We start from the raw sequence: 13523 nt of genomic DNA, 5'->3' as shown, positions 1-13523 counted from the left end.
CTGGCCGCGCCGAGACGCGCGAAATGTCCCCGACAAGGTTCGATTCCGCCCCGTCAGCGCTGAACTTTCCGTTTGCTTTCCGTGGGCGGGCTGATAGAACGCGTGCTCCTCAAACGCCTCATTCCTTCCACTTTCTCTTTAGAGCTTAGGGCCTTAGCTCTCATGCTGAGCCCGACGAAATCGGCGCGCCGGCGCAGTTGTGCAGCCAAGCTCCCCGGACAACACACCCACCCCGTCCGATTGCGGCCGGGGTTTTTCTGTATCGCAGCGTGCAATTTAGAGTGGCATCGGCGCCACGCTCGCTGAACGATCCGTGAATTTTTTGGGTCACCGCCGCCTTCCGGCTGATTTTCTCCGCTCAAAGCCCATAGCGCGTGGCGCGGTTTTGCGTCATGACTTTCCTTGGAAGGACGCGGGCCGACTATCAGCCCGTCGATTGAGGTGTTTGAGGATAATATGGCGAACGGTGTCGTTAAGTGGTTCAACCCGGCCAAGGGCTTTGGCTTCATTCAGCCCGAGGACGGCGGCCAGGACGTGTTCGTCCATATCGCCGCGGTTGAACGCTCGGGTCTGTCGGGCCTGAACGAAGGTGATCAAGTCGCGTACGAGCTGGAAGAGGACCGCCGTTCGGGCAAGACCTCGGCCGGCCAACTGCGCGTCACGGGCCATGGCCCGGCTCCGGCCGGCGGTGGTCGTGGCGGCGCTCCCCGACCGGCGCGCGGCGGCTTCGACAGCGCTCCCCGCAACAACTTCTCGAGCGGCACCGGCGAGTCCGGCACCGGCGTCGTGAAGTGGTTCAACACGACCAAGGGCTTTGGCTTCATCCAGCCGGACAACGGCGGCGGCGATGTGTTCGTGCACATCTCGGCCGTGGAGCGCGCCGGCCTGCGTGGCCTGAACGAAGGCCAGCAAGTCGGTTACGAGCTTGAACAGGACCGCCGCTCGGGCAAGACCTCGGCCGGCAACCTGCGCATCCTCTAAGCGCAAACCAGAAAAGGCCGCCCGGTCGGACGGCCTTTTCGAGAGACGTTCGAGGGCCCCGCCCGACGCTGAAGCGTCGGTCGGGGCCTTTTGTCGTTTTAGGGCGCGTGTCAGCTGGCGGCGCGCGTCCGCTCCGACGCCGCCTGGCTGACGGCCAGGGCGGTCAGGTTGACGATGCCGCGGGCGGTGACGCTGGGGATCAGCACGTGCAGCGGCTTGGCCATGCCCAGCAGCAGCGGTCCGACCAGCAGCGACTCCGTGGCCGCGCTGAGCAGGGTCAGGCCGATATTGGCCGCGTCCAGCGTCGGCATGACCAGCAGGTTGGCCGAGCCCTTCAGCGGGCTGTCGGCGACCAGGCGGTCGCGCAGATGCTGGCTGAGGGCCGCATCGGCGTGCATCTCGCCGTCGACCTCGAGCTCCGGCGCCTGTTCGCGCAGGATCGTCAGGGCCTCGCGCATCTTGCGGGCGGTCGGCGAGTTGCTGGCGCCGAACGAGGAGTGCGAGAGCAGGGCGGCCTTGGGCGTCAGGCCGAAGCGGCGCACGGCCTCGGCGGCCAGCTGAGCGCATTCGGCGATCTGCTCGGCGGTCGGGTCGACATTGACGTGAGTGTCGCAGAAGAACAGCGTGCCGTTGTCCAGGATCAGCGAGGACATCGCATAGACGCGGCTGACCGTGTCGCGCTTGGGGATGATCGGCAGGGCGTACTTCAGGTGCTGCCACCAGTCGCCGCTGCCGCCGACCAGGGCGGCCTCGACATAGCCGGAGGCCAGCAGCATCGAGGCGGCCACGGTGCGGCGGCCCTGCACGCGGCGCTCGGCCGCCGCCGGCGGCACGCCGCGACGCCCCACCAGCTTCTGGTAGTCCTCGACCAGCGGGCCGAACAGCGCCTGATCCGCCTGCGGGTCGACGATCTCGACCGCGCCGCCGACGTCGAGGCGCAGGCCCAGCTCCTCGATCTTGGCCTTGATCACCTCGCGGCGGCCGACCAGCACCGGCGCGGCCAGGCCCTCGTCGACCACGGTCTGCACGGCGCGTAGCACGCGCTCGTCCTCGGCCTCGGCGTAGGCGACCTTGACTGGCGCCTTGCGGGCCCGTTCGAACACCGGCCGCATCAGCTGGCCCGAGCGATAGACGAAAAGCTCCAGCTCCTGGCGATAGACGTCGAAGTCGGCGATCGGGCGCGTGGCCACGCCGCTGTCCATGGCCGCCTTGGCCACGGCTGGGGCGATCTGCAGGATCAGGCGCGGGTCGAACGGCTTGGGAATGATGTACTGCGGACCGAACACCGGCGCAGTCCCGCCATAGGCCGAGGCGACGACCTCGGACGCCTCGGCGCGGGCCAGCTCGGCGATCGCCTCGACGGCCGCGACCTTCATCGCCTCGTTGATCTCGGAGGCGCCCACATCCAGCGCGCCGCGGAAGATGAACGGGAAGCAGAGGACGTTGTTGACCTGATTGGCGTAGTCGCTGCGGCCGGTGGCCATGATGGCGTCGGGGCGCGAGGCCTGGACCAGTTCGGGCAGGATCTCCGGATCCGGATTGGCCATGGCCAGGATCAGCGGCTTCTCGGCCAGCAGCGGCAGCCACTCCTGCTTGAAGACGCGCGGAGCCGACAGGCCCAGGAAGATGTCGGCGCCGGGCAGCACCTCGGGCAGGGTGCGGGCGTCGGTCTGGCGGGCGTAGCGGGCCATGTTCTCCGGCATGTCCGGATCGCGGCCGGCGTGCACCACGCCCTTGATGTCGGTCAGGGTGACGTTTTCGACCGGCAGGCCCATCGAGACCAGCAGGTCGACGCAGGCGAGCGCCGCCGCGCCGGCGCCCGAAGTCACCAGCTTCACGTCCTTCAGCGCCTTGCCCTGCACGAGCAGGGCGTTGCGGACGGCCGCGGCGCAGACGATGGCGGTGCCGTGCTGGTCGTCGTGGAAGACCGGGATGTTCATCCGCTCGCGCAGGGCGCGCTCGATGACGAAGCACTCCGGCGCCTTGATGTCCTCGAGGTTGACGCCGCCGAAGGTCGGCTCCAGCGCCGCGACCACCTCGATGAACCGATCGGGGTCCTTGGCGTCGACCTCGATGTCGAAAACATCGATGCCTGCGAACTTCTTGAACAGGACCGCCTTGCCTTCCATCACCGGCTTGGAGGCCAGGGGGCCGATGTCGCCCAGGCCGAGGACGGCGGTGCCGTTCGAGATCACCGCGACCAGGTTGCCGCGGGCGGTGTAGTCGCGGGCGGTGTCGGGATTGTCGGCGATCGCCAGGCAGGGCGCGGCCACGCCAGGGGAATAGGCGAGGGCGAGGTCGCGCTGGGTGGCCATCCGCTTGGTGGCTTCAATCGCCAGCTTTCCCGGGCGCGGCAGGCGATGATAATCCAACGCCGCCTTGCGGAAGTCCTCGTCCATCTGTGTCCCTCTAGAAGCTCTGCGCGCATTATCGCGCGGCCCGTCTCATTCGCGGGCCGTCCCCTGTCTAGCTACCGGGGATGACGGGTTTTTCCAACCCTGAGCGACGCGCCCCATGTGTGTTGCCGGAAACATGACCTCGAGCGGTCGCGGTGGTCGCGCGTCGGGGCTGCTAGAAGTAATAAATCTATTATATACTGCCTGCGCTTCGGGCGCCGCGCGCCGTGTTCCTTGGCGGTTTGCGGCGCGCGCCTCGCGGGCCGCCCGCAAGGCTGGACACGGCGACGGGCGCGGCCGAGCATCGACTCGATCGGAGTGCGGACGAGATGAGCGGACTGACGACACACATCCTTGACCAGGCGGCGGGCAGGCCCGCGGCGGGCGTCGCGGTGCGCGTGTCGCGGCGCGAAGGCGGCGTCCGGACGCCGGTCGCCGAGCTGCGCACCGACGCCGACGGTCGCGCGCGCCTGATCGAGGGCGAGGCCCTGACGGTCGGCGGCTATCGCCTGGAGTTTTCGATCGGCGACCACTTCAAGGCCTCGGGCCTGCCGATCACCGATCCGCCGTTCCTGGACGTGGTGGTGATCGACTTCGCCGTCTCGAACACCGAGCAGCACTGGCACGTGCCGCTGCTGGTTTCGCCCTACGGCTATTCCACCTACCGGGGCAGCTGATGGGCGAGGTGATCCGCTTTTTGCTCGACGGCGAGGTCCAGGAAGTGCGTGGGGCCAATCCCACCACCACCCTGCTGGAGCACCTGCGCGGCCCCATGCGCCGGACCGGGACCAAGGAGGGGTGCGCCGAGGGCGACTGCGGCTCGTGCACTGTCCTGGTCGGCGAGGTGGAAGGAGAGGGCGTCGCGTGGCGAGCGGTCAATGCCTGCATCCAGTTCCTGCCGATGCTGCATGGCAAGGCGCTGGTGACGGTCGAGAGTCTGGCCAAGGACGGGGCGCTGCATCCGGTCCAGCAGGCGATGGTCGACAGGCACGGCTCCCAGTGCGGCTTCTGCACGCCGGGCATCGTCATGTCGCTGTACGGGCGCGCGGTCGGGGCTAAGGGCGCGGACGCGCCGGTGGGCGAGGTGCTGGCCGGGAACCTCTGTCGCTGCACCGGCTATGGACCGATCATCGAGGTGGCGAAGGGCGTAGCGGCCGAAGCCCGGCCGGCGGTCGACCTGTCCGCCGTCCGCGACGAGACCATGCTGGCGCTGAGCTTCGAGGACGAGGTCCACGGCGTCACCCGGACCTGGCTGTCGCCCCGAACGGTCGATGAGCTGGCGGAAGCCTATCTCAAGCATCCCGACGCGACCATCGTGGCCGGCGCCACCGATGTCGGCCTGTGGGTCACCAAGCAGCGGCGGCCGCTGCCGACCCTGATCAGCGTGTCCGAGGTCGCCGAGCTGAAGGCGATCGAAGAGACGCCCGAGGCGCTGCGCATCGGCGCGGGCGTCCGCTATGTCGACGCCATCGATGTCCTGGCCCGGCTCTATCCGGATCTCGGCCTGATGATGCGGCGGCTGGGCTCGACCCAGGTGCGCAACAGCGGCACGATCGGTGGCAACATCGCCAACGGCTCGCCGATCGGCGACATGCCGCCGGCCCTGATCGCGGCGGGAGCGACCCTGGTGCTGCGCCGTGCCGACGAGCGGCGGGAGCTGCCGCTGGAGGCCTTTTTCCTGGAGTACGGCAAGCAGGATCGCCGGTCCGGCGAGTTCGTCGAGGCGGTCATTATTCCGAAGCTGGCCGAGGGGCGGATCTTCAAGGTGCTCAAGCTGTCCAAGCGCTTCGACCAGGACATCTCGGCGGTCTGTGGCGCTTTCTCGATCGCGGTGGAGGGCGGCGTCGTGAGGGAGGCTCGGGTCGCGTTCGGCGGCATGGCCGGAACGCCCAAGCGGGGTCTGGCCTGCGAGGCCTCGCTGGTCGGCCAGCCCTGGAGTGAGGCCACCATCGAGGCTGCGATGGCCGCGCTCGATGCCGACTACGCCCCGATGAGCGACATGCGCGCCTCGGCGACCTACCGCGCGCTGGCCGCTCGCAACATGCTCCGCAAGGTGTACCTGGAGAGCGCCTCGCCCGAGGTCGAAACCCGCGTCCAGCCGGAGAGCGCCCATGGCTGACTCCGGTGTCGCGCCTTCGCTCACCGCGCCGCTCGGCGTTCACGCCGCCCTGCCGCACGACAGCGCCGAGCGGCATGTCGCCGGTTCAGCGATCTATATCGACGACCTGCCCGAACCGCCGGGCCTGCTGCACGTGCACCTGGGCATGAGCGCGCGGGCCCACGCCCGGATCGTCAAGCTCGACCTGTCGGCCGTCCGCGCCGCGCCCGGCGTCGTGCTGGTGTTGAGCGCCGAGGACATTCCCGGCGAGAACGACGTCAGCCCGGTGATCCATGACGACCGGCTGTTCGCGGATGGCGAGGTTGTCCATGTCGGCCAGAGCCTGTTCGCCGTCGCCGCCACATCGATCGCCGCCGCCCGCGCCGCCGCGGTCAAGGCCGTGGTCGAGTACGAAGACCTGCCCGCCGCGATCGACATCGCCGCTGCTCGGGGCATGGACCTGAAGATCGAGGCCAGCCAGCGCATGGCGCGGGGCGACGCCCAGGCCGCGCTGGAGGCTTCGCCGCGCCGCGTACAGGGCCGGTTCTCGATGGGCGGCCAGGACCACTTCTATCTCGAGGGGCAGGTGGCCCTCGCCACGCCGCGCGAAGGCGGCGACGTCCACATCTGGTCGTCGACCCAGCACCCCAGCGAGGTGCAGCACCTGATCGCCCGCGTGCTCGACCGGCCGCACACCGCCGTCACCGTCGAGGTGCGCCGCATGGGCGGAGGCTTTGGCGGCAAGGAGACGCAAGCCGCGCTGTTCGCCGCCGCCGCCGCCCTGGTCGCGGTCAAGACGGGCCGCCCGGCCAAGTGTCGGCCCGACCGTGACGAAGATATGGTCATGACCGGCAAGCGGCATGACTTCGAGGTCGCCTATGACGTCGGCTTCGACGACGAGGGGCGGCTGACGGGGCTTTCGCTGGAGCTGGCCTCGCGCTGCGGGGCGACGACCGATCTGTCGATGGCGATCAACGACCGGGCGATGTTCCACGCCGACAACACCTACTACCTGCCGGCGGTCGAGATCCTGTCGCACCGCTTCAAGACGCACACGGTGTCGAACACCGCCTTCCGGGGCTTCGGCGGGCCGCAGGGCATGCTGGCGATCGAGCGGGTCATGGATGCGGTGGCCGCCGCCACCGGCCTGGACCCGCTGGAAGTGCGCCGCCGCAACCTCTATGGCGGCGAGGGGCGCAACCTGACGCCCTACCACCAGGTGGTGGAAGACAATGTCGCGCCACAGCTGATCGACGAGCTGGCCGCGTCTTGCGACTACCAGACCCGCCGCCGCGAGATCGAGGCGTTCAACAGGACAAGCCCAATCCTGAAGAAGGGCATCGCCCTGACGCCGGTGAAGTTCGGCATCTCGTTCACGACCACGCACCTCAACCAGGCCGGGGCGCTGCTGCACCTCTATGCCGACGGCTCGATCATGCTGAACCACGGCGGGACCGAGATGGGGCAGGGACTGAACATCAAGGTCGCCCAGATCGTCGCCCAGGCCTTCCAGGTCGATGTCTCGCGCGTGAAGATCACCTCGACCGTCACCGACAAGGTGCCCAACACCTCGGCCACCGCGGCCTCGTCAGGGGCGGACCTCAACGGCATGGCCGCGCTGAACGCCGCCGAGATGATCAAGGCGCGGCTCGTGGATTTCGCCGCCGCCAAGTGGCGCGTCGCGCCGGACGAAGTCGCCTTCACGCCCGATGGCGTGCGGGTCGGCGGCGAGACCTTCGAGTTCGGCTGGTTCGCGCGCCAGGCCTATCTGGCGCGGATCTCGCTGTCGGCGACGGGCTTCTACGCCACGCCCAAGATCCACTACGACCGCGCGACCCACACGGGGCGGCCGTTCTACTATTTCGCCTATGGCGCGGCCTGCAGCGAGGTGCTGATCGACACCCTCACCGGCGAGATGAAGGTGACCCGCGCCGACATCCTGCACGACGTGGGCAAGTCTCTGAATCCCGCCATCGACCTGGGCCAGATCGAAGGCGGCTTCATCCAGGGCATGGGCTGGCTGACCACCGAGGAGCTGGTCTACGACACCCAGGGGCGGCTGCGGACCCACGCGCCCTCGACCTACAAGATCCCGACCTGCGGCGACCGCCCGGCGCATCTCGATGTCCGCCTGTGGAAGGCCGGCCGCAATGTCGAGGCCACGGTGCACCGCTCCAAGGCCGTCGGCGAGCCGCCCTTCATGCTGGCGATCTCGGTGCACTCGGCGATCAACCACGCGGTGGCGAGCGTCGGCGACTATCGACGGCTTCCGGACCTGAACGCGCCGGCCACGCCCGAGGCGATCCTGATGGCGTGCGAGGATGTGAAGCGGAGAGCGCGCGATGTCTAAATCCCTCTTCCATAGGGAGAGGGAGGGGCCCGCCGCGAAGCGGTGGGAGGGTGAGGGGTTACGCCGTCATCCGTCTAAACCCCTCACCCCTCTCCCTCTCCCTAAGGGAGAGGGATCATGCTGAACTGGGCCCGCGCCGCGCTCGCTCGCCTCGACGCCCACGACGAGGCCGCCCTGGTCACCGTGCTCGCCACCGAGGGCTCGGCCCCGCGCGAGGCCGGGACCAAGATGGTGGTCTGGCGGGGCGGTCAGGCCGGCACGATCGGCGGCGGAAATCTGGAGTACCGCGTGGCCGACCAGGCGCGGCGGATGCTGGATGGAAGCCAGGCCCACTTCGCGATCCAGGACTATCCGCTGGGCCCGCTGCTGGCCCAGTGCTGCGGCGGTCGGGTGCGGCTGTTCCTCGAGCGCCTGAACGACAACAGCCGCGGCTGGCTGACCGAGGCGGCCCGGCGCATGGACGCGGCCCAGCCTTTCGAGGTCCGCACGCGCTTTGATCCCGGCGCCCTGGGCAAGACCATCGCCCCGATCCTGGCCACGCAGGCCGAGACGCCCGCCGTGACCCTGGCCGGCGCGCCGGCCAGCGCCCGCGGGGCGCGGCCAGCGTTGGGCGATGAGCTGGTCGAGCGGGCCGACGCACCGCGACCGCCGCTGCTGCTGTTCGGCGCCGGCCATGTCGGCCAGGCGATCGCCCGCGCCTTCGAGCCGCTGCCGTTCCGCCTCTCCTGGTACGATAGCCGTCCCGAGACCGCGCAGATCCCCAGCGTCACCGTTCTGGAGCCGGCCGAGATGGCCGCCAAGGCCATGGGCGCGACGCCCGACACCTATGGCCTGGTGCTGACCCACGACCACGCCCTGGACTACGCCCTCGTCTCGGCGGGGCTGGCGGGCGGGGGCTTCGGCTATTTCGGCGTCATCGGCTCGAAGACCAAGCGCGCCCGGTTCATGAGCCGGTTGCGCGATGATGGTTTCTCGCAAGCCGTGCTGACCCGCCTGACCTGTCCAATCGGCCTGCCGGGCCTGAAGAGCAAGGCGCCGGAGGTGATCGCGGTCTCGGTGGCCGCCGACCTCTTGATGCGCCAGGAAGCCGCGCGCGTGCGCAACGACGAGAGTTCCCAGACGTGAAAGCCTATCGAGGGTCGATCCTCCACCTGCTGGACGACCCGACCAAGAGCTCGAACGCGGAGGCGGTCGCCTTCCACGAAGACGGCCTGCTGCTGGTCGAGGACGGCCGCGTGGCGGCTTGCGGCGACTATGCCGAGCTTTTGCCGAGCCTGGGCGACACACCGGTCGAGGACTTGACCGGCCACCTGATCACGCCGGGCTTCGTCGACACCCACATCCACTTCCCGCAGGTCGACGTCATAGCCGCCCACGGCGCGCAACTGTTGGACTGGCTGGAGCAGCACACCTTCCCGTGCGAGGCGCGGTTCGCTGATCCCGAACATGCCGCCGAGACGGCGACCTTTTTCCTCGACGAGCTGCTGCGCAACGGTACGACCACGGCCCTGGTGTTCGGTTCGGTGCACAGGGTCTCGGTCGAGGCGCTGTTCGCCGAGGCGTTCTCGCGCGACATGCGGCTGATCGCCGGCAAGACGCTGATGGACCGCAACGCGCCGGAGGGGCTGACCGACACCGTCGAGGGCAGCCGCGCCGACATGGAGGCGCTGATCGCCGATTGGCACGGCAAGGGACGCCTCGGCTATGCGGTGACGCCGCGCTTCGCGATCAGCTGCAGCGACGAGCAGCTTGCCATGGCCGGCGAGGTGCTAGCCGCCCATCCTGGCGTTTGGATGCAGACCCACCTGTCGGAGAACGCCCACGAGATCGAGGAGACCGCGCGGCTGTTTCCGGCCGCTCGGGACTATCTCGACGTCTATGACCGCTTTGGCCTGCTGCGCGAGCGTTCGGTCTTCGCCCACTGCGTCCACCTGCAGGGCGAGGCGTTCCAGCGCCTGGCGGCCAAGGGCGGGGCGGCGGCGTTCTGCCCGACCTCGAACCTGTTTCTCGGCTCGGGTCTCTTCCCGCTGAAGGACGCCTGCGCCCACGGGGTGAAGGTCGGCATGGGCACCGATGTCGGCGCCGGCACCACCTTCTCGATCCTCCATACGCTGGGCGAGGCCTACAAGGTCGGCCAGCTGCGTGGCGATGCGCTGGACCCGTTCCACGCCTTCTATCTCGGCACGCTGGGCGGCGCGCGGGCGCTGGACCTGGACGACAAGATCGGCAACCTCGCGCCCGGCAAGGAGGCGGATTTCCTGGCGCTGGACCTGGCCGCGACGCCGCTGATCGCGCGGCGGCTGGCAGGGACGGAGACGCTGGAGGACAAGCTGTTCGCGCTGACGGTGCTGGGCGATGACCGGGTTGTGGCGCGGACGTACTTGGCCGGCGTGGAGCGGTGGCGGAGGCAGGGGTAGTTCTGCCACTTGCCCCCTCCGCGCTTCGCGCTCCTCCCCCGGAGGGGGAAGAAGGATCGCCTTCCGCCCGCCTTTGGGGGCGGACGACCCGCGAAGCGGGTCAGGTGGGGGGAGTCACCCGTGCTTGGCCATCATCGTCTCGGCGTACAGCTTCAGCAGTCGCTCGCCGTCCACCGCCACCGTCACGGCCTGGATCGGCTGGTCGTCCCAGGCGCTGGGGCCAAACAGCTCGCCCTCGACCTTCTGGCAGGTCTGGCCGAGCGCGATGCCGTCGGTGATCACGCGGACCGAGCCGCGACGGACCGTGAACAGCGTCGGATCGATCACGAAGGCCACGGCCGCCGCGTCGTGGACGCAGCAGCCGACGATGCCGTCGCGGCCGCCGTAGAAGGCGGCGTAGGGCTTGGAGATCGCGTTCAGGAAACCGCCGGCGTCGCTGCCGCCAGCCGCCAGGGCGTCCATGTAGTCCGGCGACATCACGACCTGGGTCGTCACGTCAAGGCTGACGGCGGTCAGGTTCCAGGGGGCGGTGAAGACCTGGTCGGCGGCTTCCGGATCGTTCCAGATGTTGGCCTCGGCGACGGGCGTGACATTGCCCGGCTTACCGGCCACGCCGAACGCGCCGCCCATGATCACCACGGACTTCAGCAAGGTGGCGACCTCGGGATCGGCCCGCAGCGCCAAAGCGAGGTTGGTCAGCGGGCCGACCGCGCACAGCACGACTTCGCCCGGATACTGGCGGGCCAGGTCGATGATCGCCTGGTGGGCCGGCTTGGCTTCCGGTTTCTCGGGGACGAGGCCCGTCAGCTCCACGTCGCCCAGGCCGTTCTCGCCGTGCACGAAGGTCGGCGAGGGGTTACGGGGGCGGACGAGCGGCTTGTCGGTCCCCTTGTAGACCGGCGCCGTCAGGCCAAAGCGACTCTTCAGATAGAGGGCGTTGCGCGTGGTGGTGTCGATGTCGGAATTGCCGAAGATGGTCGTCACCGCGATCAGCTCGAGGGCGGGGCTCGCCTCGATGAACAGCAGGGCCATCGCGTCGTCGATGCCGGGATCGGTGTCGAAGATGATCTTGGTCGGGGTCGTCATCTGGGGGCTCTAGCGCTTTTCGCTCGGGGAGGCGAGCCGTTGATCAGCGCCCTCCTGCATCAGGGAGACGTGGGCCGAGGCGACCTTCCAGCCGTCCTCGGTGCGGATCCAGGTCTGGCTCTGGCGGCCGAACCGCCCGGTGTCATCGCGCTTGAAGAGGACGTTGGCGGTGGCGAAGTCCGACCCGAAGGTGGTGATCTCGGTTCGCAGCCGCGTCCGGAGCGGCGAGCCGCCGGCGCGGCCGACGCGGAAGGCGGCGATCTCGTCGAAGCTCCACAGGTTCTCTGCCACGCCCAGGCGCACCGTGTGCGGCGAATTCCAGAAGGCGCCATCTAGCGCCGCCACGTCGTTGGTCATCAGCGCCATCTCATAGGCGTCGACCAGGACCGTGACCTCGGCCAGCGTGGCGGGATCATTGATGATCATGCGAGGGCTTTCGGCGGATGGGCGGCGACGACGCCGGATCGTTGCAGGCGCAGGGCCGCGGCGAAGGCCAGGTCCTCGCGCCAGGGCGGAGCGATGATCTGCACGCCGATGGGCAGTTGGCCCGGCCGGTTCACCGGTGCGGCGACGACCGGCAGGCCGATATAGCTGATTGGCTGGGTGAAGGCGCCGAGGTTCTTGCGGACGGACACGGGAACCCCGTCCATCTCCATGGTCGCCTGGCCGATCGGCGGGGCGGGGCAGACCGAGGCGGGGGCCAGCAGCACATCGTAGCGCTGGAAGACCTTGGCGACCTCGTCGCGGAAGATCGTGCGGTAGCGCCGGGCGGCCTCGGCCACGCCTTCGGGCAGCAGGGCGCCGGCCAGCAGGCGGTCGCGGACGGCCGGGTCGTAGTCCATGGCGCGGGCGGCTAGGTCGTGATGGTGCAGCTCACCGCCCTCGAAGGCGGTCAGGCAGAAGGCGGCGGCGCGGGCGGCCTGGGCGCCGGGGAGGATCACCTCGCGGTCGGCTGACAGAGCCTCGGCGACGGTTTCCAGAGCGTCCAGCACCTCGGGGAACGCGCCCTGCTGGAACCAGCCACCTAGCACGCCGACGCGCAGCGGCTGCTCGGCGAGGGCGTCCAGACGTGCGGACAGCGGCTCGGCCTCGCGCACGCAGATCGCATCGCCGTCGGGATCGGGGCCCTGCAGCACGTCATAGGCCAGGGCCAGTTCCTCGACCGTTCGGGCGAACGGCCCGACATGATCTAGGCTCTCGACGAATGGGAAGACGCCCTGGCGCGACAGGCGGCCGTAGGTGGGTTTCAGGCCGAACACGCCGCACAGGCCGGCGGGGATGCGGATCGAGCCGTTGGTGTCCGAGCCCAAGGTCAACGGGACGAGGCCCGCCGCCACGGCGACCGCCGAGCCGCCGGACGAGCCGCCCGCGATCCGCGTCGTGTCGTGCGGATTGCGCGCCGGTCCGTCGTGGGCGTTCTCGGTGACGAAGCCATAGGCGAACTCGTCCATGTTCAGCGCCCCGACCAGGACCGCGCCGGCGGCGGTCAGGCGCTGGACGAGGGTGGCGTCACGCGACGGCGCGGCGGCGTCGCGACGGATCTTCGAGCCGGCGAGGGTCGGCAGGCCCGCGATGTCGAACAGGTTCTTCACCGCGAACGGGACGCCCGCCAACGGACCCAGCGGACGCCGCGCCGCGCGGTCGGCGTCCACCGCGTCGGCGGCGGCGATTGCGCGCTCGGCGGTGACGGCGGTGAAGGCGTTGAGCTCGCCATCCAGCTGGGCGATCCGCGAGAGGGCGGCCTCGGTGACGGCGCGGGCGGTGGTGCGACCGGCGCGGACATCCTCGGCGATCTGGAGGGCGCTGTTGAAGCTCACGGCTGGAAGGGCTCCGGGGCTTGGCCGGCGGCGTCGCCAAGGGCGGAGACGAACAATCGGGTCTGTGCCTGGAGCAGGGCGAGGTTGTCGATGACGCCGGCCAGCGCGGCGGCGGGAATCGCCAGGTCGCGATCGGCGGCGCGCGTCCCCGTCCAGGGCGCGATCTCGGCCTGGGTCAGATCGAGGAAGGCCTGTGTCTCCGCGTCGAGCGCCATGCGGTCGAGCTCCATAAGTAAGAAAAAACTTCATACACTGGGGTTCGCCGGCCGCGCCAGTGCCTGTGGCCTCTACGCCGATGATCGCCCAAGCGCGCGCCACTTTCGCCCACACTTCGCCCGCCGCAAGGGCAGGGGGCTCCAATCATGACGATCCGAGCCT

11 protein-coding genes and 2 pseudogenes are annotated in these 13523 nt (G+C 69.5%); 7 read left to right on the top strand and 6 right to left on the bottom strand.

The features are described from left to right. Positions 1 to 456: 456 nt before the first annotated feature. Positions 457 to 660: pseudogene (locus DI526_RS09505) on the top strand (cold-shock protein); the annotation flags it as partial. Positions 661 to 786: 126 nt separating this feature from the next. Further along, on the top strand, positions 787 to 981 hold the full coding sequence (locus DI526_RS09500) for a cold-shock protein (protein WP_035017693.1): 195 nt from the start codon (positions 787 to 789) through the stop codon (positions 979 to 981). Between the two features lie 110 nt (positions 982 to 1091). Here DI526_RS09500 and DI526_RS09495 read toward each other — a convergent pair whose 3' ends face one another. After that, a complete protein-coding gene (locus DI526_RS09495) occupies positions 1092 to 3380 on the bottom strand; it encodes an NADP-dependent malic enzyme (protein ID WP_304276945.1) in 2289 nt (762 codons plus the stop codon). Positions 3381 to 3706: 326 nt separating this feature from the next. Here DI526_RS09495 and uraH point away from each other — a divergent pair, with 326 nt between their 5' ends. Genes uraH through xdhB form a run of 3 tightly spaced genes read left to right on the top strand, consistent with a single transcriptional unit; the run spans position 3707 to position 7825 of the window. Next, positions 3707 to 4054, top strand: a complete 348-nt coding sequence (gene uraH / locus DI526_RS09490; RefSeq protein ID WP_304276942.1) for a hydroxyisourate hydrolase — start codon at positions 3707 to 3709, stop codon at positions 4052 to 4054. Further along, positions 4054 to 5496 carry a xanthine dehydrogenase small subunit gene (gene xdhA / locus DI526_RS09485; RefSeq protein WP_304276940.1) on the top strand — a complete coding sequence of 481 codons (1443 nt, stop codon included), beginning with the start codon at positions 4054 to 4056 and terminating at the stop codon, positions 5494 to 5496. Before uraH ends, xdhA begins: the two co-directional genes overlap by 1 nt. Further along, positions 5489 to 7825 carry a xanthine dehydrogenase molybdopterin binding subunit gene (gene xdhB / locus DI526_RS09480; RefSeq protein WP_304276937.1) on the top strand — a complete coding sequence of 779 codons (2337 nt, stop codon included), beginning with the start codon at positions 5489 to 5491 and terminating at the stop codon, positions 7823 to 7825. Before xdhA ends, xdhB begins: the two co-directional genes overlap by 8 nt. Here xdhB and DI526_RS09475 read toward each other — a convergent pair. Then, a pseudogene (locus DI526_RS09475) lies at positions 7825 to 7940 on the bottom strand (hypothetical protein); the annotation flags it as partial. The gene xdhB and the pseudogene DI526_RS09475 sit on opposite strands and share 1 nt — an antisense overlap. Here DI526_RS09475 and xdhC point away from each other — a divergent pair. Further along, positions 7940 to 8950, top strand: coding sequence for a xanthine dehydrogenase accessory protein XdhC (xdhC, locus tag DI526_RS09470; RefSeq protein WP_304276999.1), 1011 nt, complete (start codon positions 7940 to 7942; stop codon positions 8948 to 8950). The pseudogene DI526_RS09475 and the gene xdhC sit on opposite strands and share 1 nt — an antisense overlap. Beyond that, positions 8947 to 10242, top strand: coding sequence for a guanine deaminase (guaD, locus tag DI526_RS09465; protein WP_304276935.1), 1296 nt, complete (start codon positions 8947 to 8949; stop codon positions 10240 to 10242). The genes xdhC and guaD overlap by 4 nt, the downstream gene beginning before the upstream one ends. 114 nt (positions 10243 to 10356) lie before the next feature. On the opposite strand, the gene DI526_RS09460 is transcribed toward guaD, so the two are convergent. Genes DI526_RS09460 through DI526_RS09445 form a run of 4 tightly spaced genes read right to left on the bottom strand, consistent with a single transcriptional unit; the run spans position 10357 to position 13360 of the window. Beyond that, entirely contained in the window at positions 10357 to 11328 is a 972-nt protein-coding gene (locus DI526_RS09460) for a nucleoside hydrolase (protein WP_304276932.1), read from the bottom strand. A 9-nt stretch (positions 11329 to 11337) separates the two neighbouring features. Next, complete coding sequence (gene hpxZ, locus DI526_RS09455) at positions 11338 to 11754, bottom strand: oxalurate catabolism protein HpxZ (RefSeq protein WP_304276929.1); 417 nt, start codon at positions 11752 to 11754, stop codon at positions 11338 to 11340. Continuing rightward, on the bottom strand, positions 11751 to 13145 hold the full coding sequence (locus tag DI526_RS09450; protein ID WP_304276926.1) for an AtzE family amidohydrolase: 1395 nt from the start codon (positions 13143 to 13145) through the stop codon (positions 11751 to 11753). Before DI526_RS09450 ends, hpxZ begins: the two co-directional genes overlap by 4 nt. Next, the gene (locus tag DI526_RS09445; RefSeq protein ID WP_304276923.1) at positions 13142 to 13360 is read right to left on the bottom strand and encodes a hypothetical protein; all 219 of its coding nucleotides are present in this window, start codon (positions 13358 to 13360) and stop codon (positions 13142 to 13144) included. The genes DI526_RS09450 and DI526_RS09445 overlap by 4 nt, the downstream gene beginning before the upstream one ends. Between the last annotated feature and the right edge of the window lie 163 nt (positions 13361 to 13523).

Origin of the sequence: Caulobacter segnis, assembly GCF_003243465.1 — a bacterium.
GTDB lineage: Bacteria > Pseudomonadota > Alphaproteobacteria > Caulobacterales > Caulobacteraceae > Caulobacter > Caulobacter segnis_A.
The sequence above is the reverse complement of the archived record's forward strand: the minus strand, read 5'-3'. Positions and strand labels throughout refer to the sequence as shown.